At 65.3% G+C, this 22,678-nt stretch carries 14 protein-coding genes and 1 pseudogene; 8 read left to right on the top strand and 7 right to left on the bottom strand.

The annotated features are described in order from the left end of the window. The first annotated feature begins 212 nt into the window (after positions 1 to 212). From ACYQ0L_RS12340 to ACYQ0L_RS12330, 3 genes are all read left to right on the top strand, one after another. Positions 213 to 3,554 carry an amidohydrolase family protein gene (locus ACYQ0L_RS12340; protein WP_459789537.1) on the top strand — a complete coding sequence of 1,114 codons (3,342 nt, stop codon included), beginning with the start codon at positions 213 to 215 and terminating at the stop codon, positions 3,552 to 3,554. A 26-nt stretch (positions 3,555 to 3,580) separates the two neighbouring features. After that, on the top strand, positions 3,581 to 4,480 hold the full coding sequence (locus tag ACYQ0L_RS12335; RefSeq protein WP_459789536.1) for an ROK family protein: 900 nt from the start codon (positions 3,581 to 3,583) through the stop codon (positions 4,478 to 4,480). A gap of 199 nt (positions 4,481 to 4,679) precedes the next feature. Continuing rightward, complete coding sequence (locus ACYQ0L_RS12330; RefSeq protein WP_459789535.1) at positions 4,680 to 6,488, top strand: DEAD/DEAH box helicase; 1,809 nt, start codon at positions 4,680 to 4,682, stop codon at positions 6,486 to 6,488. Here the strand turns inward: ACYQ0L_RS12330 and mprA are convergent. Then, the gene (gene mprA / locus ACYQ0L_RS12325; protein ID WP_459789534.1) at positions 6,469 to 6,753 is read right to left on the bottom strand and encodes an MprA protease, GlyGly-CTERM protein-sorting domain-containing form; all 285 of its coding nucleotides are present in this window, start codon (positions 6,751 to 6,753) and stop codon (positions 6,469 to 6,471) included. The two genes, ACYQ0L_RS12330 and mprA, sit on opposite strands and share 20 nt — an antisense overlap. A 230-nt stretch (positions 6,754 to 6,983) precedes the next feature. Between mprA and ACYQ0L_RS12320 the strand changes: the two genes are divergently transcribed. The 5 genes from ACYQ0L_RS12320 (at position 6,984) to ACYQ0L_RS12300 (ending at position 15,255) form a co-directional block, all read left to right on the top strand. Continuing rightward, positions 6,984 to 9,146, top strand: a complete 2,163-nt coding sequence (locus tag ACYQ0L_RS12320) for a TonB-dependent siderophore receptor (protein WP_459789533.1) — start codon at positions 6,984 to 6,986, stop codon at positions 9,144 to 9,146. Further along, complete coding sequence (locus ACYQ0L_RS12315) at positions 9,146 to 9,691, top strand: hypothetical protein (RefSeq protein WP_459789531.1); 546 nt, start codon at positions 9,146 to 9,148, stop codon at positions 9,689 to 9,691. Before ACYQ0L_RS12320 ends, ACYQ0L_RS12315 begins: the two co-directional genes overlap by 1 nt. Beyond that, positions 9,688 to 11,169, top strand: coding sequence for a PepSY-associated TM helix domain-containing protein (locus ACYQ0L_RS12310; RefSeq protein ID WP_459789530.1), 1,482 nt, complete (start codon positions 9,688 to 9,690; stop codon positions 11,167 to 11,169). The genes ACYQ0L_RS12315 and ACYQ0L_RS12310 overlap by 4 nt, the downstream gene beginning before the upstream one ends. Before the next feature lie 145 nt (positions 11,170 to 11,314). Then, complete coding sequence (locus tag ACYQ0L_RS12305; RefSeq protein ID WP_459789528.1) at positions 11,315 to 14,197, top strand: TonB-dependent receptor; 2,883 nt, start codon at positions 11,315 to 11,317, stop codon at positions 14,195 to 14,197. Continuing rightward, positions 14,197 to 15,255 (top strand): phytase, encoded by a 1,059-nt coding sequence (locus tag ACYQ0L_RS12300; RefSeq protein WP_459789527.1) that lies wholly within the window; start codon positions 14,197 to 14,199, stop codon positions 15,253 to 15,255. The genes ACYQ0L_RS12305 and ACYQ0L_RS12300 overlap by 1 nt, the downstream gene beginning before the upstream one ends. Positions 15,256 to 15,324: 69 nt before the next feature. Here the strand turns inward: ACYQ0L_RS12300 and ligD are convergent, their stop codons facing one another. The 6 genes and pseudogenes from ligD to ACYQ0L_RS14925 all read right to left on the bottom strand — a co-directional run. Further along, positions 15,325 to 17,850 (bottom strand): DNA ligase D, encoded by a 2,526-nt coding sequence (ligD, locus tag ACYQ0L_RS12295; protein ID WP_459789526.1) that lies wholly within the window; start codon positions 17,848 to 17,850, stop codon positions 15,325 to 15,327. Position 17,851: 1 nt separating this feature from the next. Further along, entirely contained in the window at positions 17,852 to 18,691 is an 840-nt protein-coding gene (gene ku, locus ACYQ0L_RS12290; protein ID WP_459789525.1) for a non-homologous end joining protein Ku, read from the bottom strand. Between the two features lie 61 nt (positions 18,692 to 18,752). Beyond that, a complete protein-coding gene (locus tag ACYQ0L_RS12285) occupies positions 18,753 to 20,993 on the bottom strand; it encodes a TonB-dependent receptor (RefSeq protein WP_459789523.1) in 2,241 nt (746 codons plus the stop codon). 177 nt (positions 20,994 to 21,170) lie between these two features. Next, on the bottom strand, positions 21,171 to 21,452 hold the full coding sequence (locus ACYQ0L_RS12280) for a UvrB/UvrC motif-containing protein (RefSeq protein WP_459789522.1): 282 nt from the start codon (positions 21,450 to 21,452) through the stop codon (positions 21,171 to 21,173). Positions 21,453 to 21,539: 87 nt separating this feature from the next. Beyond that, complete coding sequence (locus ACYQ0L_RS12275) at positions 21,540 to 21,881, bottom strand: Rossmann-fold NAD(P)-binding domain-containing protein (protein WP_459789673.1); 342 nt, start codon at positions 21,879 to 21,881, stop codon at positions 21,540 to 21,542. A gap of 371 nt (positions 21,882 to 22,252) precedes the next feature. Beyond that, positions 22,253 to 22,357, bottom strand: a pseudogene (locus ACYQ0L_RS14925) (3-beta hydroxysteroid dehydrogenase); the annotation flags it as partial. Between the last annotated feature and the right edge of the window lie 321 nt (positions 22,358 to 22,678).

Raw genomic sequence — 22,678 nt, 5'->3', positions numbered from 1 at the left:
CCTTGACGCGATGGCCCGGAGGCCGCCGCCCCACAGGGCGTCGAGCGGCAAACGACACGATCATTGCGGGAGGATGCGCCGGAGAAAAAGCAGCCGGATCAGGGCCCTTCCTTCATTGGACGCGACTATCCGCGCCTGTCTCGCAGCGGCCCCTTGCGCTTCGATCCGCCCCGCCTAGGCTGCGCGCCACGAACCAGCAGCGGGACCCATTGATGAAACATTCGCTTCTCCTCCTTACCGCCTCCCTCCTTTCCACCACCGCGCTGGCGCAGGCGCCGCAGCCGACGCAGCAGCCGGATCCGGTGGAGGAAACCGAGGCGACCGAGGACAAGTCGCTGCGGCCGGTCACCCCGCCCGACACACTGCCCGCGCAGACACCCGAGGACGACGCGACCGGCGAGAGCATCGCGGCGGACGAGGAAAATTCCGAATGGGACGTCAACGCGCCACCGGGGGTGCCCATAGAACAGGTCGCAATCCGCACGGATGAGGCCACCTGGGTCGATGTCGACGTCTCGCCCGACGGGCGCACGATCGCGTTCAACGTGCTGGGCGATATCTACACCATGCCGATCGCGGGCGGCACGCCGACGCGCATTGCAGAGGGTCTCGCCTGGGAGGTCCAGCCCCGCTTCTCGCCCGATGGCGCCCGCATCGCCTTCACTTCGGACCGGGGCGGCGGCGACAATATCTGGATCATGAATGCGGACGGATCGGACAAGCGGCAGCTGACGAAGGAAGATTTCCGCCTGATGCATCAGCCCACCTGGTCGCCCGACGGACAGTACATCGCCGCCAAGAAGCACTTCACCACCGGTCGCTCGCTCGGCACCGGAGAGGTCTGGCTCTACCACGTGTCCGGCGGCAGCGGCGTCGCGCTGGTGGAACGCCCCAACCCGCAGCACCAGAAGGAACTGGGCGAGCCGATCTACGCGCCCGATGGCAGCGCAATCTACTACACGCGCAACGTCACGCCGGGACCGATCTTCGAGTATGCGCAGGATTCAAACACCGACCTGTTCCATATCGAACGCTACGACCTGAAGCGCGGCGAGGTGACCACCGCGGTCGCCGGGCTCGGCGGCGCAGTCCGCCCGACGCCGTCCCCCGACGGCAGCAAAATCGCCTTTGTCCGGCGCGAGAACACGCGCTCGAAGCTCTATGTGAAGGACCTCGAGAGCGGCCGGGAATACAAGATTTTCGACGATCTTGATCAGGACGTGCAGGAAACCTGGGCGGTTACCGGGGTCTATCCGAACATGGACTGGACGCCCGACAGCGCCTCGATCGTGTTCTGGGCGGGCGGCAAAATCATGCGGGTGGATGCCGACGGCTCCAACGCGCGCGTGATCCCCTTCACCATCGACGATACACGCGGCGTCGCCAGCGCGCCGCATCCGGTGATCCCGGTGGAGCAGGCCAGCGTCGAAGTGACCATGCCGCGCTTCGCCGAGGTTTCGCCGGACGGGCGCACGGTCGTGTTCGAGAGCCTCGGACGGCTCTACACCATGCCTGCGGGCGGCGGCACCATGCGGCGGCTGACCGACGCCGATGACGGGATGGAGCTCTATCCCAGCTGGTCGCGCGACGGATCGCGCATCGCCTATGTCCGCTGGACCGACGACGGGCTCGGCGAAATTCGCACCATCGGTGCGAACGGGCGCGGAGAACGGACCGTCACCAACCGTCCGGGCCACTACTCTGCCCCCGCCTTCTCGCCCGACGGTGCAACCATAGTGTTCGAACGCGGCGAAGGCGGATATTTGACCGCACCCGAATATAGCGACGATCCGGGCATCTATCGCGTGCCCGCATCGGGCGGTGCGCAAACGCTCGTCAGCCGGTCGGGTTCGAACCCGCATTTCGGCGCGGACAGCGATCGGCTCTTCATGACCACTTCGGCAGACGGCGCGCTGCAACTGCTCTCGACCGACCTCAACGGCGAAGCGCAGCGCGTGCATGCAAAAGGCGAGCTGGTGACCGGCTACGAAGTCTCGCCCACGGGCCGCTTCTTCGCCTTTACCGAGAATTACGACGCCTTCGCCATGCCGCTGATGCCCGGCGGCCAGGCGGTGACCATCTCGGCCGGGGCCAAGAGCCTGCCGGTGGTGGAGCTGTCCGACTCCGCAGCGGACTATGTCCACTGGTCGAGCGGCGGGGACCGCATCCACTGGTCGCTCGGGCCCACGCTCTTCACCGCCACGCTCGGCCAGCTGTTCCCCTCCGCCCCGCCTGCCGAGGGTGAGGAACGCGCGGCCTACCAGCCGCCGCAGACCGGCGTCTCGATGCTGCGCACCGAACGGGCGGCGATCGCATCCGGCAGCCTCGCCATCACCGGCGCCAAGGTCATCACCATGGCCGACGCCGATGGCGGGATCATCGAGAACGCTACGATCCTGATCCAGGACGGCAAGATCACCGCCGTCGGCCCGACCGTCGCGATGACCTACCCGGCGGGCACGCCGACCATCGATGCGCGCGGCAAGACGATCCTGCCCGGCTTCATCGATGCGCATGCCCATGGCGCCTATGGCGACGGCGATCTGGTGCCCGAACAGAACTGGAGCCTGATCCAGAACCTTGCGCTCGGCACCACGACGATCCACGATCCCTCCAGCGGCACGAGCTTCTTCGTCGCCGAGGATATGCAGCGCACCGGGCGGCTGCTGGGCCCGCGCATGTTCAGCACCGGGCGGATCATTTACGGCGCGCGTGCGCCGGGGGCCTACGCGCAGATCGATACGCTGGACGACGCGCTCGACCATGTCCGCCGCCTGAAGGCCGAAGGCGCGCCGAGCGTGAAGAACTACAACCAGCCGCGCCGCGACCAGCGGCAGATGGTCGTCGAGGCCGCGCGGCGCGAGAACATGCTCGTCGTGGCGGAAGGCGGATCGCTGTTCGGCATGGACCTGAACCTGATCGCGGACGGCAACTCCACGCTGGAGCACAACATCCCCGTCATGACGATCTACGACGACGTCCTGCAGTTCTTCGGCCACTCCAACACCAATTACACCCCCACGCTGGTGGTGGGGTACGGCGGGCTCGCAGGCGATCCCTACTGGCGGCAGGCGACCGACGTGTTCGCCCAGCCGCTGCTGGTGGCGCACACGCCGCCCGCGATCCTGCGCGCGGGCAATGCCCGCAGGACGACAGCGCCCGAAGGCGATTTCATCGACGACGATGTGGCGCGCGAGGCCAAGAAGGTCGCGGATGCGGGCGTTCTCGTGTCGATCGGTGCGCACGGGCAGCAGGCCGGGATCGGCACGCACTGGGAAATCTGGTCCTTCGTGCGCGGCGGGATGAGCCCGCTGGAGGCCTTGCAGGCCGCGACCATCGTGCCTGCCAGGTCGCTGGGCATGGATCGCGAGATCGGTTCGCTCGAGCCGGGAAAGCTGGCCGACCTCGTCATCATCGACGGCGATCCGCTGAAGAATATCCGCAACACCGAACGGGTCGAGACGGTGGTCCTCGGCGGGCGTGCTTACGATACGGCGACGATGAACGAGCAGGTCACCGGCAGCGCCGAACGTGCGCCCTACTGGTGGGAGTAAGAGCAGCCTAAGCTGCCGGTGACGCGATGAGCACGAACGAGAAGCTATATGCCGGCGTCGAGCTGGGCGGGACGAAATGCGTCGCAATCCTGGCGAGCGGGCCGGACGACGTGCGCGATATCGCACGCATACCGACCCGCCAGCCCGACGAGACCTTCGCCGCGATCGGCTCCGTCCTCAACCGCTGGAGGGTGGAGCATCGACCGGCGACACTCGGCATCGCGAGTTTCGGTCCGCTCGACCTCGAGCCTGGATCGCCTGCCTTCGGGCAGGTCGTCCACACCACCAAGCCGGGCTGGCACGAGGCCGATCTCAACCGGCTGACCGGTGAAGAGCCGTGCAGCATCGATACCGATGTAAACGGGGCGGCGCTGGCCGAAGGTCTGTGGGGTGCGGCACGGGGCCTTCGGTCCTGGTGCTACGTCACCATCGGCACTGGGGTTGGCGTGGCCACCATCGTGCAGGGCAAGCCGATTTCCGGGCTCGGCCATTCGGAAGCAGGGCACATGCTGGTGCCGCGCACGGATACCGGGTTCGCTGGCGCATGCCGCTATCACGGGGCCTGCATCGAAGGGCTGGTCAGCGGCCCCGCCCTTGCCGCGCGCACCGGGATCGACGGATCGGCAATTCCCGACGACCACCCAGTGTGGAACGATGTGGCGAGCGAGATTGCCGCCATGTGCCACAACCTCGTGCTGACCACCCTGCCCCAAGCGATCATCTTCGGCGGCGGTGTGGCGAGCGCACGCGCCACGCTGCTCGACACTATCCGGCACCAGCTGGTGGGCAGCCTCGCCGGATATGCCCACGCCCATCTGGTGGAGGCCGACCCTGCAGGCTACGTCCTCCCCGCACAACTGGGCGACATGGCAGGGCCCCTAGGAGCCATCGCGCTCGCCCAGTCGGTGGCGACGAACACGGCCTGACGCCCGACCCGCAAGCCATCAATTGTGCGGGTCGGCAATTTTCCGAAAGTTTCACAAGCCAAATCGTGTTTCGTGGTGTATGGGCTGCGGTTGAGGCCGAACGGCAATCGTTCGATACCCCCAGACCCCACACATCCGATGGCCTTATGCGGCCATACCGACGCAGCCCCCGCGCGTCGTGCAGCCCCAAGGCCATGACATGAATTTTTCCGACCTTCCCCAAACCCTTGCCACCGCGCTCGCCGAACGGGGCTATGACGCACCGACCGACGTGCAGGCGGCCGTTCTCGAACCCGAAGCAAAGGGCCGCGACCTCGTCGTCTCGGCGCAGACCGGCTCGGGCAAGACCGTGGCCTTCGGCATGGCCTTCGCGCCCGAGCTGATCGGCGAGAACGGCAACGTGCCGTCCCCCGGCGCACCGCTCGCGCTCGTCATCGCACCGACGCGCGAACTGGCCTTGCAGGTCAGCCGCGAGCTCGCATGGCTCTACGGCAAGGCGGGCGCGCGCATCGCGACCTGCGTGGGCGGGATGAACCCGTCGCACGAACGCAACGTCCTGCGCTCGGGCGCGACCATCGTGGTCGGCACCCCGGGCCGTCTGCGCGACCACCTCGAACGTGGCGCGCTCGACCTGTCATCACTCAAAGCCGCCGTCCTCGACGAAGCGGACGAGATGCTCGACATGGGGTTCCGCGAAGAGCTGGAGGACATTCTCGACGCGACGCCCGAGGGCCGCCGCACGCTGCTGTTTTCCGCCACCATGCCCAAACCGATCGAGGCGCTGGCCCGCCGCTACCAGCGCGACGCGCTGCGGATCACCACGGTCGGCAAGGACCGGGGCCACGGCGACATCGCCTACCAGGCCATGACCGTGAGCCCGCGCGAGGTCGAGAATGCGGTGGTCAACCTGCTGCGCTTCCACGAGGCGGAAACCGCGATCCTGTTCTGCGGCACGCGCGAAAAGGTACGCCATCTCTTCGCGACCTTGCAGGAACGCGGCTTCGCGGTGGTCGCGCTGTCCGGTGAGAACTCGCAGTCCGAACGCAACCAGGCGTTGCAGGCCCTGCGCGATGGGCGGGCCCGCGTCTGCGTCGCCACCGATGTCGCCGCGCGCGGGATCGACCTGCCGACGCTGAGCCTTGTGGTCCATGTCGAGATCCCGCGCGATGCGGAAACCCTGCAGCACCGTTCGGGCCGGACGGGCCGCGCGGGCCGCAAGGGCACCGCGGTACTCGTCGTGCCTTTCTCGCGTCGTCGCAGGGTGGAGCAGATGCTGCGCAATGCGAAGATCGATGCGGAGTGGACCGCCGCGCCCGACAGCAAGGCGATCCGCGCGAAGGACCGCGAGCGGCTGATGGAAAAGCTGCTCCAGCCGGTCGAGATCGACGAGGGCGACAGCGAACTGATCGGCGCGCTGCTGGCGCAGCGCAGCCCCGATGAACTGGCAGCGATGCTGGTCCATGCGCACCGCGCCTCCATGCCCGAGCCCGAGGATCTGACCGCGAACACGCCCGAGGCGCAACGCGCCGAAAAGGCCGAGCGGCACCGGCCCGGGTTCGAAGACACGGTGTGGTTCCAGATGGACATCGGACGTCGCCGCAATGCGGACCCTCGCTGGCTCCTGCCACTGATCTGCCGGCGCGGTCAGATCACCCGCAACGAGGTCGGCGCGATCCGCATCGGTCCCAACGAAACGCATTTCCAGATCCCGCGCGCGATCGCGGACAAGTTCTCCGATGCTCTCGCGCGCACTGCGGGCGATGGCGAAGATGGCGACAGCGTCCACATCGAAGCCTCGGCCAATGGCCCGCGCGAAATGGCGCGTACCAACCGCAGGGCAGGCCCCGGCGGCGGGCACTCCGACCGCAAGCCGCGCCCGCATCGCAAGAATGACGGTGGACCCAAGGGCCCCGGTCACCGCGCGGACGGCAAGAACGACGGCGGCAAGCCCAAGCGCGCCTTTGCCGGAAAGCGCCCTGACGGCAATTTCAAGAAGCGGGATCGCTGACGCGCAGGCGTTCGGCCGGGTGTGACCGCAACTCTGCCCCGGTTCGAGCGTCGCGCCGACGACCGCGCAGGGCAAAACCTGCCAAGCCTACTGCAAGCAGCAGGATGCCCGTACTCATCGCAAGCGGCACGCCGCTCGCGAAGCCACCGTCTGTTCCGGTGACAAAAACGGCAGCCAGCAGCAGCATCGGCGCCGGCGACAATCCGATGCGATAGAAGCTCTCGAACCGGCCGGGCGCAGCCATGCCCCTCTCGACGAGCGACATCCCCAGTTCCCGCGCCCGCAAGCGGTACGAGCTGGACCGAACCGCCTGGGGCGGGGCTCGAACTCAACCTGAATGTTCGATCGGAAAGGGAGCCGGTGACGCAAGCGGCCCCTCCGTCTGCAGGATGTGGCGCAGGGCCTCGGCACAAGCTCGCGCGACTTCTCTTGTAATTGCATCTAACTCGCAATAGCGGGTTGCTCACGTCATTAGCGAATCATTACGGAGCCCCCATGCGTTTCAGCCTCACTGTCCTGCCGGCCCTGCTCGCCGCAACCTCTACCGGAGCGCTTGCCGCATCGGACGCCGAGGCGACTGCCGACGCGGGAAGCGAGGCGAGCGCCTCCTTCGACGAGCAGAAAGAGCCGACGATCACGGTGACCGGTAAGCGAAGCGAAGGCAGCGACGAATATGGCGTCGACTCGCAGAGCACCGCGACGCGCCTCCCGCTGAGCCAGCGCGAAACGCCCCAGTCGGTCAGCGTGGTGACCCAGGCCCAGATCGAGGACTTCCAGCTCAACGACGTGAACCAGCTGCTGACGACGGTTCCGGGTGTGAGCGTGCTCGCCGCGGAAACCGACCGCGTCTATTACTCGGCACGTGGGTTCGACATCCAGACCTTCCAGATCGACGGCGTTGGCCTGCCCTTCGCTTTCGGCATCCAGACCGGATCGCTCGACACTGCGATCTATGACCGGATCGAGGTCGTGCGCGGCGCGCCGGGCCTGCTGTCCTCCACCGGCAACCCGAGTGCGGTGATCAACTTCATCCGCAAGCGCCCCTCAACCGACCTGCAGGCATCGGGCAGCGTCCAGTACGGATCGTTCGACAACCTGCGGCTCGATGGCGACGTCAGCGTCCCGATCACCTCCGACGGCAGCGTGCGCGCCCGCGCGGTGGGCGCCTATCTCGATACCGACAGCCATCTCGACCGCTACGGGCTGGAGCGCTGGACGGGCTACGGGATCGTCGAGGCCGACCTCGGCCCCAATACCGTGGTGAGTGCCGGCTACGCGCATCAGGACCACCAGAGCCGCGGCGCCATGTGGGGCGCGCTGCCGCTCTATTATACCGACGGCACCCGGATCGATTACGATCGCGGCGCCAACAGCGCACCCGAATGGTCCAACTGGAACGTGACCGACCGGCAGATCTTCGGCGACATCGCGCACGAATTCGGCGACGGCTGGTCCGCGCGCCTGACCGTGCTGCGCCGTGCGATCAGCGAGCAGGACGAGCTGTTCTACGTCTATGGCAATCCGGACCGCACCACCGGCGACGGCATCCTGACCTATCCCGGCAGCTTCAAGGGCGATACCAAGAACCTGACGATCGAAGCCTATGTTGCGGGCAAGGTCTCGCTCGGCGGGCGCGATCACGACCTGATGTTCGGAGCCAATCGCGGCGCACAGAGCTACCGGCAATATTCGGCCTACGACAATTCGAAGGTCGGCCTTCCGATCTCGATCGAGGACATGGTTGCCGGCACCTTCCCCGAGGTCGATTTCCCCGAATTCGATCTCAGCCTCGACCAGCACACCCGGCGCGAGACCGCGTATGGCCTGCTCCGCCTCAATCCGTCGGACGATCTCAAGATCATGCTCGGCGGCAACTACACCCATGCCACGAGCGAAGGTGTTTCCTACGGCACGCCGCAGGATTTCGATGAGAGCAAGTTTCTGCCCTTCGTCGGCCTGACGCTGGAGCTGACGCCGAACATCAGCGCCTATACCAGCTTCGCGACGATCTTCCGCCCGCAGATAGAACTGAGTGCAGAGAACGAAATCCTCGATCCTATCGAAGGCGACAATGTGGAAGCGGGCCTCAAGGGTGAGTGGAACGGCGGCAAGCTTTATGCGAGCGCGGCGGTCTTCCAGGCGCGCCAGAAGAACACCGCCTTCGGCATTTTCGATGCGACGCTCGGCCGCACGGTCTATGTACCGGTCGACGCCACGTCGAACGGCATCGAGGTCGAAATCGGTGGCACCATCCTCCCGGGTCTGCAGGCCACCGGCGGCTTCACCGCGATGCGCATCCGGGACGAGGCGGACCAGCCCGAGCGGACCTTCGTTCCGCGCAACACGGCCCGCCTCAACCTGGTCTACTCCCCGCCCTCGTTCGACAAGCTCAAGCTGGGCGTGTCGGCCCAGTACCAGAGCGATTTCTATTTCGAGCCGGGCGGCGTCTCTGTCACGACCGGAGAAGATATCCGCATCGAACAGGGCGAATACGCCCTGGTCGACCTGCTTGCCGCCTACGACGTGACCGATAACGTCGGCGTCAGCGTGAACGTGCGGAACATCACCAACGCGAAGTATCTCTCCTCGCTCACCTTCGACCAGAGCTTCTACGGGGCGCCGCGCTCGGTCCTCGCGACGCTTCGCGTCAAGTACTGATGGCGGTCGCGCTGTCGATCATCGCGCTGGCCGGGGCGGTCCTGCTGATCCGTCTCGGCTGGGGTGGCGCGAAAGGGCTGGAGTTGGCGGGGTGGGCGATTGCGGCCATCGCGCTCGTGTTCCTCACCTCGTTGGGCGGAGCATGGGGCCTCGCCACCGGGATGACCGCCGGCGCGGTCTTCGCGCTGGTCGCAGTCGCCTATGCCGGGGCTGTTTCGCCCCAGCGCAAGGCACGGCGCGCGCCAGCCTCTCCATCTGTCCGACTGCCGACCCGCCCCGAAGGTCTCGTGCGGCGCTTCCTCGTATTCCTCGCGGTGGTGCCGGTGTCGTTCATCGCCGCGCAGTGGCTGGCCTTCGCCGTCAACGCCGCAATCAAGGGCGACGCGGCGCTGGACGCCAACTCGGTTGCGACCATGCTGTTCGTCCAGCCGGTCGTCTGGGCGCTCCTGATGGTATGGCAGGTGATGCTGGCCGGTCCGGCGCGGATGATGGTGCCGCCCGCCCTCGCCGCCCTGCTGGCAACCGTGATATGGATTCTCGCATGACCACCCCGAAAACCGACACCACCTTCGTCAAGCGCGCCCTGTCGGGCCATGCCTCGATCGGGCTGCTGGCGGGGGCGCTGATCTATCTGATCGCGATCACAGGTGCGATGATCGTGGTGCACGACCGCTGGCAGCGGTGGGAGCAGCCCGACCTTGTCGAGACGGGCGAGGTGCTCTCCCCGCAAGCCGCGCAGGCATCGCTTCCGCAGGTGCTGGCGCGCGAGAGCGAACTGCCACAGACCGCGCATCTCTACATCCGCATGCCGACCGAGGATATGCCGCGCGCGGTTGTCACGACCGACAACAAGGCATGGTACGTCGACAGCGCTGGTGCGGTGGTGGGGCGTGAGGCGCACACCTGGACCGAGTTCGTCATGGCGCTGCACATCAACCTGACGCTGCCGATCATGTGGGGGATGATCGCGGTCGGCGCGCTGGGCGTGGTGCTGGCGGCGCTGCTGGTGACCGGGGTGCTCGCGCATCCGCGAATCCTGCGCGATGCCTTCCGCCTGCGCACGCGGCACGATCCGCAACTGGCGCGCGCGGACTGGCACAACCGGCTGGGTGTGTGGACGCTGGCACCGATGCTGGCGATCACGCTGACAGGCGCGTTCATCGGGCTGAGCTACGCCGGTGCGGGCGTTCTGGCGCAGGCCTACGAAGGGGGCGATATCGACCCTGTCTACGCGACCATCTTCGGTGACGAGCCCGAACATAACGCGACCCCCGCCCCGCTGCCCAACATCGCGCGGGCGATGCAGTATGTTTCGCAGCGCTTCCCGGAGACCGTGCCGACCTATGTCGTGGTGCACGATCCCATGACGAAGGGGCAGTTCGTCCAGATCATTGCCGAACATCCGCGCCGGCTGATCTACGGTGAAGCCTACAGTTTCGACGGGGCAGGCAACTACCAGGGCAAGGTCGGCATCTCGGATGGCGAGATCGGCCGGCAGGCCGCCGCGTCGACCTACAACCTGCATTTCGGCAATTTCGCGGGCCTGCCGGTGGAGCTTGCCTATATCGGCTTCGGTCTGGCGCTGGCCGTGATGACCGCAACCGGCACCACGCTCTGGCTACGCAAGCGCCAGCGCAAGGGGTTCGAGACGCAGCGCCTCCAGGCAATGTGGCTCGTCGTGGTCTGGGGCATTCCGCTCGCACTCGTGTTGGCCGCGTGGCTGCGCTTCCTCGCAGGCCCCGACGCACCGCTGGTGGGCGCCTTCTGGATCGGGCTCGCGGTGGCCCTGGTGGCAGCGGCGGTCCTGCCGCAGACCTTCACCGACACACGGATGCGCAATATCCTCGCAGTGAGCGTCGCGCTGACAGGAGTCGGTCACATTGTGGCATTCGGGCCGGGCGATATCGGCGTGATTGCGCTCGACGTGGTGCTGATCCTGTGCGCGGCAGCGATCGGGAAACGGCCCCGCAAATCCGCGCCCCGCGCCACGGCCGAGGTCGAGTCACACGGCCTCCCGGCATAATGGAACGTAGACAGCGCACCGGGATGTGAGGCACCGAAGCAACATTTTTCCGCTGTCATCCAACTGCCTTATGCCCGTCGCCCAAGCGTAACCTTGGGCCACTAGCGGCGCACCCCAACGGGATAACAATTGGGGTTCTCTGCTCATGACGAAGTTGCGTTTCACTACGCGTGTTGGAATTCTCGCGCTGTCGACTGCCCTTGCCGCACCGGCCCTCGCCGGCGACGTGCGCGGCATCGTGACCGACGAGAGCGACACGGTCGCTCTGCGCGCGGCCGAAGTGCGGATCGTCGAACTCAACCGCTCCGCCTCGACCGAACGCGACGGCTCCTTCCTCATCGCGGACGTGCCGGCGGGCGATTACACAATCGAAGCGCGTTACATCGGTGCCGACACGACCACGCGGACCATCACGGTCCCCGCGACCGGAACGGTCAGCGTCACGCTGCCGCTCGTTTCCGATACGGGCGAGACCATTCTCGTGGTCGGCCAGCGCGCCAATCAGGCGAGCGCCCTCTCGCGCAAGCGCGAATCGGACACTGTCGGCGACGTGCTGACCCGCGATGCGATTGGCCAGTTCCCCGACCAGAACGTGGCCGAATCGCTGCGCCGCCTGCCGGGCGTCAACGTGCTGAACGACCAGGGCGAAGGCCGCTTCGTGAGCGTTCGCGGCCTGGACCCCGATCTGGTCTCGACCTCGCTCAACGGCGTGCGTGTCCCCTCGCCCGAGAGCGATGTGCGTTCGGTCGCGCTCGACGTGATTTCGAGCGACATCATCGAATCGATCGAGGTGAAGAAATCGCTCACGCCGGACATGGACGGCGACACGATCGGTGCCTCGGTCGAGATCGAAACGACCAGCGCATTCGACCGCCGCAAGGATTTGCTGACCGCCAAGCTCGAGGGCAGCTACAACGATTATGCCGACCACCTCAGCCCCAAGGGCAGCGTGGATTTCGCCACGCGGCTGACCGACAACCTTGGCGTCTCGGGCGGCGTTTCCTACTACAAGCGCAAGTTCGAAACCGACAATATCGAAGCAGACGACTGGGCGGACGAAGGCACGATCTTCCCGGCCGAAGTCCAGTATCGGGACTACGACGTAGAGCGTGAGCGGTTCAGCGCCTCGCTCAACTTCGACGTCCGCGCCGGCGACTCGACCACGCTTTACGCCCGCGGCATCTACAGCGAGTTCGACGACCAGGAATATCGCCGTCGCACGACCTTCGACCTCGGCGATTTCGAGGATCTCGGACCGACCACCGTCTCCGCGAACGGCGCGACCTTCTCCGACGCGGAAATCGACGATCCGGAAAGCGACGATCCCGATGAAACGGTCCGCCAGCGGATCGCGGTCGAACGCGACATCAAGGACCGCTTCGAAACCCAGAAAATCCGCACCCTCGTCCTCGGCGGCGATAGCGACTGGGGCGACTGGTTCGCCGAATATTCCGGCAGCTGGGCCAAGTCCTCGGAAAACGAGAGCGGCAGCATCGACCCGACCGAATTCCGCCAGCGATTCTCGAATGACGGCCTGACCGTCGGCTTCGACTATTCGGACCCGCGCCGCCCGATGTACTCGGTCATCGCCGATCCGGGCACCTTCTACGACGCAGCCGAGTACGAGCTCAACGATCTCGAGCGCACCGCACTGTCCGATGCGCAGGATGAGGAATACGCCGCCAAGTTCGACCTCGGCCGCCGTTTCGCAATGGAGAGCGGCGAATTCACCGTACAAGCAGGCTTCAAGGGCCGCTGGCGCGACAAGAGCTACGATAAGAACGCCGAGTTCTACGAATATGATGGCCCGGGCACCTATTCGCTCGCCGACGTTCTCGGCACCCAGACCTACCGCCTTGCAGACATCGGCCCCGTGGCGAGCTACACCGGCCCGACCGACTATTTCTACGCCAACTTCGACGAATTCGAGTTCGTCCAGGTCGACAGCGACTTCGACAGCGCGGTCGAGGATTACTCGGTCGAAGAAGACATCATGGCCGGATATCTGCTCGGCCGGTACGACAGCGCATCCCTGCGCGTGATCGGCGGCGTCCGGCTGGAAAGCACCTCCAATACCATCGTCGGCAACACGGTCACCTTGGTCGAGGAAGGCGGCGATCTGCCCGGCGGCGGAACCGCAGACGAAGACGCAGTCTTCGTCAGCCCCGTGGCGTTCGAGAAGGATTACGACGACTGGCTGCCCAGCCTCAACATCCGCTGGGAAGCCCAGCCGAACCTGATCATGCGGCTGGCCGGGTACAAGAGCCTGGTGCGTCCCAAGCTCAGCAAGCTCGCCCCGCGCTTCGCGGTCGAGCAGAAAGACGACAACGAGCGTGAGGGCGAATTCGGCAACCCCGCTCTCAAACCGTATCGCGCGTGGAATTTCGATGCTTCGCTCGAATATTACATGACCAGCAACGGGGCGATCACAGCCGCGGTCTTCTACAAGGACATCGATGATTACATCGTCGATACCTTGCAGCAAAACGACACCTTTAACGGCATTGCCTATGACGAGGCAGTGATCCCGATCAACGGCGAGAAGGCGAAGGTCTTCGGCTTCGAGGCTGGCTTCTCCCAGTCGCTCGATTTCCTCCCCGGCCTGCTGAGCGGTTTCCTGGTGCAGGCGAACTACACCTACACCGATGCGACGGGCACGGTCTTCACCGACGGCGATGCCGAGGATCCGCGCGACATCCCGCTGCCGGCGACCTCGCGCCACACCTTCAACGTGGCGCTCGGTTACGACAAGGGGCCGATCGACCTGCGCCTCGCGGGCACCTATCGCGACAGGTACCTCGACGAGATCGCCGACGAGGCCGAGCTGGATCGCTATGTCGACAACCACTTCCAGCTCGACCTGACCGCGAAGTACAGGCTGACCGACAACATCAAGCTGTTCTACGAGTGGGTGAACATCAACAACGCGAAGTACTACGCGTACAACAACCTCGGCGGGCAGCGGAATCTCTACCAGTTCGAGGAATATAGCTGGACCATGAAAGGCGGCGTGAGGGTGACCTTCTGATGAGCAATCGGTTTCAATATCTCGCCACGGCCAGCCTCGCGCTGGCGGTGGCCGGCTGCACCACCATGCCCGTCATGGGCGATCCGGCCGTATCGGTTTACGCCACGGCGGAGACCAAGCCGGTCGGCACCGCCAACGACGACGCAGCCGACGATCCCGCGATCTGGCGCAATGCTCAGGATCCGTCGAAGAGCCTGATTGTCGGTACCGACAAGAAGGCGGGCCTGCACGTCTACAACCTCGAAGGCGAAGACCTCTCCTTCCTGGGTGGCGGCCTGTTCAATAATGTCGATCTGGTGACGCTGTCCGATGGCACGGTGCTGGTTGCCGCGAGCGACCGGACCGATCCGGCCAACTCTGCCATCGCGCTGTTCCGGCTCGACACCGCCACCGCGCGGCTTGAACCCATCGGTTCGGTAGCGAGTGGTGCGGGCGAGGCCTATGGCCTGTGCTTGTGGACGCCTCCGATCGGCATGGCGGGCGATGCGGCGATTGCTTTCGCGGTGCTCAAGGACGGCACGATCAATCAGGTGCGCCTGCGCGCCAATGGTACCGGCATGCTTGAGCGCACCATGCGCGTGCCCAGCCAGGCAGAGGGCTGCGTGGTCGACCATCGTACATCGCAGCTCTACGTGGGCGAGGAAAACGGTGGCATTTGGAGCTTCCGCGTCGGCGGGTCGGCGAATGAGTCGGGTCAACTGCTCGCGCCGATCGACAATGCCACGCTGGTGGCCGATGTCGAAGGCCTTGCCCTGATGCCGGAGGGGCGTGACGGCGGTTATCTGATTGCGTCGTCGCAAGGCGACAGCACCTATGCAGTGTTCCGGCTGCCCGGGATGGAGCCGGTCGGTCGGTTCCGGATCGCGCCCGGAACGTTCGGCGCTACTGAGGAAACCGACGGTATCGACCTCCACCCCGGCAGCTTCGGCCCGGACTATCCCGATGGCCTGTTCGTCGCACAGGACGGGATCAACCCACCCGCCGCGCAGAACTTCAAGCTCGTCTCCTGGGCGGCCATTATGGGTGCTCTGGAGCAGCAGAGCGACGAGACCGAGTAACGGGCCAAAGGCTGGCGAAATCCTGGCTTGATGTTGGGACAGCCCTTCCTCGGCCAGGATACACCAAGTTCACAGATCGGGGAGCTTCTGCGAAGCGGCTCCCCACCCGGCCAGTGCCTTGTTCGTGGCCCGCTCGATCAGCCTTTCGGCATCGTCGATCGAGAACGGCTTGGCGTCCTTCATTTCTTTTAGCTCGTTCCACGCGATCGGCACCGCCACCGGTGCGCCCGAACGCGCCCGCGCCGAATAGGGCACCACGGCGGTGCTGCCGCGCTGGTTGCGCAGCCAGTCGATGAAGATCTTTCCCTTGCGCTTGGCCTTGCTCATTGTGGCGATGAAGCGATCGGGCTCGGCGATGCTCAGCGCCTCGGCGAAGCGGCGCGCGAAATCCTTGTGCGCCTCCCAATTGTGTCCGGGCGTGAGCGGCACGACCACGTGCACGCCCTTCCCGCCCGACAGCATCGCGAAGCTGACGAGCCCGATATCGGATAGCCTGGCGCGAATATCGCGCGCCGCCTGTTTCACATCGCCGAAATCGAGCCCTTCGTCGGGGTCGAGATCGAAGACCATCCGGTCGGGCGCCTCGACATCGTCGGTCCGCGCGCCCCAGCCGTGGAATTCGATCGTGCCCATCTGCACGCATTGGAGGATGCCATGCGCATCCTCGACATAGAGGTAATCTTCGCTCCCGCCGTCCTTTTCGCGGATAGGGACATGGTGGACCGCATCGCCGAACGCGCCACTATCGTGCTTCTGGAAGAAACACTTCTTCGCGCGGCCCTGCGGACAGCGCACCAGGCTGATCGGGCGGCGTCCGGCGAATGTCAGCATCAGCGGCGCGATGGCCGCGTAATAGTCGGCCAGCGCACCCTTTGTCTGTCCGCTGTCTGGGAACACCACGCGATCGCGGCTGGTGATCTTCACATCCGGTTCGGGCTCTGGTGGAGGCGCCGCTTTTTCGGGCACGACCGACTTGGCGTCCTTGTCGCTGCGCAAGCCGAGATAGCTGCCGTGGCGCACATTTCCGTCGGAAGTGAATTCGGCAAAGGCGATCTCAGCGACGAGTTTGGGCGTGAGCCAGGTCACGCCCCGCGCGCTCGCGGTGTCGGTTTCGACGGGCGGCGTCTTGCGCTCGAGCCGCCGCATCTTCGCCGCCAGATCGTCGAGCTCGTCGGATGTAAAACCGGTCCCGACATTGCCCTTGTAGACCAGCTCGTCGCCTTCGTGCTGGGCCAGCAGCAGCGACGCGAAAGGCCGTCCCTTCGCCTTGCTCGCCTTCCACCCGACCACGACGAATTCCTGCCGCCGCGTGCATTTCACCTTCACCCAGGCCTTGCTGCGCGAATGGCGATAGGGGGCGTCGATCTTCTTTGCGATGATCCCCTCCTGCCCCGATCGGCACATCGCGGCGTACAGCTTCTCGCCCGCACCGATCACATGGTCGGCAACGTGGATCGGCGCGTCGGCCCCGGCCAGCAGTGCTTCGAGCCTCTCCTTGCGCTCGATATTGGGTAGCCTGGTCAGGTCCTCCCCATCGAGCGACAGCAGGTCGAAGCCGTGAAACGCCAGCGCGTCGTCTTTCGACTGGCTGCCATGGCCACGCTTCAGCACCTTCTGCAGCGTCGAAAAATCGGGATTGCCCTTGCTGTCATAGGCCACGATCTCGCCGTCGATCAGGCAGGCGGGCAGGTCTAGGTCGGCAAAGGCATCGACCAGCGGGCCGAACTTCTCGCTCCAGTCCTTTCCGCTGCGGGTATAGACGCGGACCTCGTCGCCTTTCGCGGCGACCAGCGCGCGATACCCGTCGAATTTGATCTCGTGCATCCAGCCATTGCCGGTCGGCACATCGTCGACCAGCGTGGCCAGTTGGGGCTTGGCGAATTTGGGGAGCCGCGCCGCCTTGCGCTTGCGGCGCGGCTTGGTTTCCTTCGCATTGTGAGCCGAGGCCTTTTCCATCTGCGCGAGGAAGGCATCGTCCTTCTTCCCCGCCAGCGGAAATTCGCCGTCCTTGTCTGCTGCGATCTCGGCCATCGAGCGTCCGGTCAGCACGCTGGTGAGTTCGCGCTCGACCAGCGCATCGCCTTCCTCGGCATGGTCATCCTGCAATTTGCGCAGCAGCCAGTTCTCGCGCTTCTCGCCGGGCTTTTTCTTCAGGCGGATAAGCAGCCATTCGCCCTTCATCCGTTCACCCTCGAGGCAGAAATGCAGGTGGCCCTCGTCGATATCCTTCGCGCTCTTGCCCTTGATCGGGGCCCAGCTTCCCCTGTCCCACAGCATCACGGTGCCCCCGCCGTATTCGCCCTTGGGGATGGTCCCTTCGAATTCGGCATAGGACATCGGGTGATCCTCTGTCCGCACTGCCAGCCGCTTGATATCGGGATCGGGCGACGGGCCCTTGGTCACCGCCCAGCTCTTGAGCACGCCGTCGATCTCCAGCCGCAAGTCCCAGTGCAGCCGCGTCGCATCGTGCTTCTGGACGACGAAGAGATTGCCGTCCGCGCTGGCCTGCGCCTTGCCCGACGGTTCGGGCGTCTTCGCAAAGTCGCGCTTGGCGTTGTAGGTCGCCAGCGGATCGGCGCGCTTGCGCTTCGCCATCTCAGGCGCTCTTCTTGCGCTTGGAGGAAGACTTCCCGCCCGAACCCTTCTTGTCGCCGACCGACTTCTTCAGCGCGGCCATCAGGTCGATCACATTGCCGCCCTCTTCGCCGTCGGGCGCGTCGACATCCTCGATCACGGCTGTCTTGCTCTTCGATTTGGCCTTCTTGTCGATCAGCTTCTTCAGCGCATCGACATAGCGATCCTCGAATTCGCTCGCGTCGAAGGGCGCGCTCTTTTCCTCGATCAGCGTGGTGGCGAGATCGAGCAGTTCCTTTTTCGGCTTGGTCTCGTCGATATCGTGGAAGAACGACTGGCCCTTGCGCACCTCGTCGGCATAGCGCAGCGTTTCGAGCAGCAGGCCCTTGCCGCACGGCTTGATCGCGACGAGCTTCTCGCTCCCGCGCACCGACAATTGCCCGAGCGCAACCTTCTTCGCCTTGCGCAGCGCCTCGCGCAGCACGACGAAGGCTTCTTCGGCCAGATCGTCCTTGGGCGCGACGTAATAGGGTTTTTCGTAATAGAGCGGGTCGATCTCGCCGGCATCGACGAATTGCACGAGTTCGAGCGTCTTGCGGCTCTCGATCTTGACCGCTTCGATCTCCTCATCGTCGAGCAGGACGTATTCGCCCTTCGAAATCTCGTAACCCTTGATGATGTCGTCGCGATCGACCGGGCCGACGCCGGGTACGGTCTTTTCGTATTTGACCCGTTTGCCGCTGGGTTCGTGGATTTGGTTGAACGAGATCTTCGCGCCGGACTTGCTGGCCGAATAGATTTCCACTGGGATCGAGACGAGCGCGAGCCTGATCTGTCCCTGCCAATATGCCCGTGCCGCCATTCCCGTTCTCCTTGCAGCGAGTGAGCGCGCGAAAGCCGTGCAAGGTTCCGGCCCGGTGGCCCTAGAACGCGAAGGACACCGATCCTCCGAAGGTCCGCGGGTCGGAGCGGAAGGTGTTGTAGCCGATGAAGCCGTAGCCCGAGACCGCGTAATCGCGGTTCGTGAGGTTGCGGCCCCAGATGCTCACCTCGATCCCCGATGTATCGAAGGCGAGACTTGCACGGCTTGCCAGCGTGAGAACATCGCCCTGGCTACGCTCCGCCAGGCCCGACGGGTCGAGATAGAAGCGGCTGCGGAAGTTGGCATTCGTGCTCAGCGCAAACCCGACGTCACGGCTGACGCGTGTTTCATAGCGCACCCCGGCGTTCGCCGAAAACTCCGGCGCAAACGGAAGCGGCTGGCCGTCGTAGAGGTCAGCATTACCGCCGATAGCGCTATCCTGCCGAATACGCGCGCGGTTCCAGACCCCTCCCAGCTCGAGATCGAGGCCGCTCAGGGGCGTCCAGCCCAGCTGCGCCTCGACACCGTAGGATCGCGCGGCATCGAGGTTGGAGAGCGAATTGGAAACGATGGTCGATCCGTCGGGCAATGCGAACTCGACGAAGATTCTCGCCTGCGGATCCTGATAATCGCTGTAGAAGCCCGCGAACGAATAGCGCAGCGTGGCCGCCCTGCCCTTCACCCCGGCCTCGATCGTCGTGACGGTCTCGGCGGCGAAAAGGCCCTCGTCGGCGTAATGCAGCGCGTTGTTCGCGATCTCGCCGTTGAAGCCGCCCGACTTGTAGCCATTGGCGATCGAGACATAGGCGTTCGCATCCCCGAACGCGTAGCTCAGCGCCGCATTGCCGCTGAGCCGGGTCGTCTCGATGACATTGCCGCCCTTCGCGGGGCCCAGGCCATCGCGGTTGTTGAAGGCACGCACCCCGTCGCGAAAGACATGCACTCCCTCGCCCTGCCCGCGAATATCCTCGTAGGTCAGCCGCAGACCCGCCGTCAGCGTCAGCCGCGCGGCCAGCTCGAGCGTGTTGTAGGTGAACGCGGCGAGCGACACGCGCTCCTGTGCAATATCGGTGACCAGCGTCGCAGCCGGGGCATCGCTCGCCGGGGTTGGCCCTACCCGGCCGGGTGCGCCGACGTAATTGCACGAGCCGACCAGCGTTTGCGGATCGAGCTCGCCGCACCAGATCGTGTAGCGCTGGCTGAAGTCCTCCAGCGAAGCCGCGACACCCAGCAGCACCGACCCTCCAGTAAACTGCCGGCTGAGCCGCGCTTCGTGGGAGAATTGCGCAAAGTCGCGCGCGTAGGAGAGATTGGAGTTGGACGAGGGATCGCCGGAGGGCGCTGCGGTACCGTCGAAATCGAAGCCGTAGTTCTGGCGATAGCCCTCGAACGCGGTGAGGGAGAAAAGCTCCCATGCGCCCAGCGGCAGCGTCGTTTCGGCCGAGACACCATAGAAGGCGTTGTCGCTGTCCTGCACGCCGTCGCCAGCCGACTCGATCTGGTGCTTGCTTAGATCGAGCGAGGAGTTGCGCGGCATCGGGTTGATGCCCTTGTCCTGCTCGTAATGGCCGCGCAGCAGCATGCTGCCTACGCCCCGATCGAGCAGGGCCGAAAGACGCAGGCCGAACTCGTCGGTCTCGCCGCCCGCCTCGGCCGGGCCTGCGACATTCTCCAGCACCGGGGAGCGGCTGACGTAAGTGGTCGCAAGGCGCGCATAGGCCCCTTCCGCGATGCGACCGCCGACCGCCGCATCGACATCGACGCGGTCGAAATTACCGTAGCCCAGCCGTGCGTAATTGGCGTCCTCGGCATCCGGACGGCGGGAAATGAGGTTGACGGCGCCTGCCGACGCATTGCGCCCGTAAAGCGTGCCCTGCGGCCCCTTCAGGACTTCCACGCGCTCCAGGTCGTAGAGCAGCGCGCTCGTCTGCACATTGGTCGCCTGGAAAACCCCGTCGGCATAGACGGCTGCTGCGGTCGGGGTCAGCGCCTGGTGGTCGACCGCGCCGATACCGCGAATCTGGAACGCGACCTGCGTGCCGTTGGCAACCGCCGCTTCGACGCCGGGCAGCATTTCGGCGAGGTCTTCCGCGCCGGTAAAGCCCTGCGCCTGATCGAGCGCATCTTCGTCGAGCAGCAGGACCGATCCGGGGACGCGCTCGATCGAGAGCGGCTGCCGCGTGGCTGTGACGACGATGACCTCGTCGTCAGCAAGAACGTCTTCGCCCGGCTCCTGCGCGATGGCCGTGCCGGGGATCGCGCAGGCGACCAGCGAGATGACCGCGCAACCGGAGGATTTCATTCAGGATCTCATCGATGGAAACACGCCGGGGAGGTGACGTCCCGGCGCACTAGGGCCTGGCTTCGGGCGGCGGAATATCGCTCTGCCAGTTCTCCACACCCGCCCTTCGAACGATGGGCCATAGCCATCGATCGTTGAAGGACCGGAAAGGACAGCCACAAAACCGCCCTCAGGGCCTCACCTGCGTTTCCGCGAAGACGAGCCGGTCGTCATCAGGTCGGGCTTTGGCGGCGGCTTCCACTCGGGCGGAGGAACCGGGCGCTGTCTGCTCGTGCCGAGGCCCATGGCGCCGGGCCGCTGCCGGATCAGACCCGAAGTGTCGGCCTGTGCGGCGTCCGCGGCATCTGCCCCGCCCCGAAGGAGATTGATCTGGTCACGAAGTCGCCGCGCTTCCTCGAAATCGAGCGCATTCGCGGCGGCTTCCATTTCGCGCTGCAGGTCTTCGATCGTCTTGTCCATCACCCTTCAACGCATCGGTGCGGGTTTCGGTGCCAGCGCGCCTCGCCGCGAATGCGTTGCTGACACGTCTGCAATTCCCTAGCTCGACTAATCCAACCGCTCGATATCGGCCATGAGACCGATCTGCTCGGGAGCCCAGCCAAGCGTGCGTCTCGTCCACTCGTTCGAGGCCGGGCCGTTGTTTTCGACCCACATCGCGAGCGCACCGAAATGGTCTTCCGCCTCCTCCGGGCTCGGGGATCTCGCGAGCAGGCCCAGCTGCCGACCGATCGCCTCCGCAATCTCGCGGAAGGGCGCGCTTTCTTCGGCAACCACATGATAGGCTTCGCCGTGTGTACCGCGCTCGAGCGCGAGACGGTAGACGCGCGGGGCATCCAGGCGGTGGACAGCCAGCCACAGGTTGCTGCCGTCGCCGATATGAGCGGACACGCCCTTCTGGTGCGCGAGAGGGCGAGCGTCGGGACGAACCCGTGCGTTTCGCCCTTGCCGTGGACCGAGCGTGGGTTGCGCACGACATTCGCGTGGCTGTCGCTCTCGGCCAAGGCGAACGCGGTCTGCTGCGAAGCGCGCGGAAAGGCGGGCATCACCTGGGGCCGATCCGTTTCCTTCGCCTTCTTGCCCATCAGGTGCAGAAAACCTCCGGTGAAGATGATCGGACGCGTCGATCCGGCCAATACTTCGCCGAAAATTTCGATCGCCCCGCGGTCCTCCGCCGCCAGCACGTCTATACGCGAGATGTCGAGGCCGAAAGCCGTGTGAATGATGCCCTCCGCATCCTGTGCCCCCCGGCGCAGGACATCGAGATCACTCAGCGAACCGACCATCACCATGGCACCGGAGGACGCGAGTGCCGCGCCCTTTTCCTCCGATCGCACCAGACCGACGACCGAATGCCCCGCCTCCATCAGTTCCTGGGCGACCACCGAGCCAATCCAGCCATCGCGCTTGTCGGAAATACACGCATTGCGACCTCCTTGCCGCTCCGGGCGAAACGAAGGAAGGTCATGGCCAAATCTGCATCGACAGCGCGGCCACCCTCGCAGCCCAAATCTGCATGGCCGCCTTCGCCGATGCCACGCTTTCTTGGCTTGAGGACGAGGAGCCCGGATTGGGGAAAGGTCTCGATCTGGTCGAAGAAGCCCTGAGGGGGCTTTTTTAGCGGGAAATTGAAAATGGTAACGGAAGAGCGACCCGAACCGCCGACACGCACATTATGATTCCAACCG

It is taken from the genome of Alteriqipengyuania triglochinis, from assembly GCF_054655655.1.
Note: the sequence above shows the minus strand (reverse complement) of the source record. Positions and strands in the feature narration are given on the sequence as shown.

What these genes read in the sequence shown, in the direction of transcription:
- ACYQ0L_RS12340 (WP_459789537.1), top strand. Translation starts at nt 213, where the DNA reads ATGAAACATTCGCTTCTCCTCCTTACCGCCTCCCTCCTTTCCACCACC.
- ACYQ0L_RS12335 (WP_459789536.1), top strand. Translation starts at nt 3,581, where the DNA reads ATGAGCACGAACGAGAAGCTATATGCCGGCGTCGAGCTGGGCGGGACG.
- ACYQ0L_RS12330 (WP_459789535.1), top strand. Translation starts at nt 4,680, where the DNA reads ATGAATTTTTCCGACCTTCCCCAAACCCTTGCCACCGCGCTCGCCGAA.
- mprA (WP_459789534.1), bottom strand. Translation starts at nt 6,753, where the DNA reads ATGTCGCTCGTCGAGAGGGGCATGGCTGCGCCCGGCCGGTTCGAGAGC.
- ACYQ0L_RS12320 (WP_459789533.1), top strand. Translation starts at nt 6,984, where the DNA reads ATGCGTTTCAGCCTCACTGTCCTGCCGGCCCTGCTCGCCGCAACCTCT.
- ACYQ0L_RS12315 (WP_459789531.1), top strand. Translation starts at nt 9,146, where the DNA reads ATGGCGGTCGCGCTGTCGATCATCGCGCTGGCCGGGGCGGTCCTGCTG.
- ACYQ0L_RS12310 (WP_459789530.1), top strand. Translation starts at nt 9,688, where the DNA reads ATGACCACCCCGAAAACCGACACCACCTTCGTCAAGCGCGCCCTGTCG.
- ACYQ0L_RS12305 (WP_459789528.1), top strand. Translation starts at nt 11,315, where the DNA reads ATGACGAAGTTGCGTTTCACTACGCGTGTTGGAATTCTCGCGCTGTCG.
- ACYQ0L_RS12300 (WP_459789527.1), top strand. Translation starts at nt 14,197, where the DNA reads ATGAGCAATCGGTTTCAATATCTCGCCACGGCCAGCCTCGCGCTGGCG.
- ligD (WP_459789526.1), bottom strand. Translation starts at nt 17,850, where the DNA reads ATGGCGAAGCGCAAGCGCGCCGATCCGCTGGCGACCTACAACGCCAAG.
- ku (WP_459789525.1), bottom strand. Translation starts at nt 18,691, where the DNA reads ATGGCGGCACGGGCATATTGGCAGGGACAGATCAGGCTCGCGCTCGTC.
- ACYQ0L_RS12285 (WP_459789523.1), bottom strand. Translation starts at nt 20,993, where the DNA reads ATGAAATCCTCCGGTTGCGCGGTCATCTCGCTGGTCGCCTGCGCGATC.
- ACYQ0L_RS12280 (WP_459789522.1), bottom strand. Translation starts at nt 21,452, where the DNA reads ATGGACAAGACGATCGAAGACCTGCAGCGCGAAATGGAAGCCGCCGCG.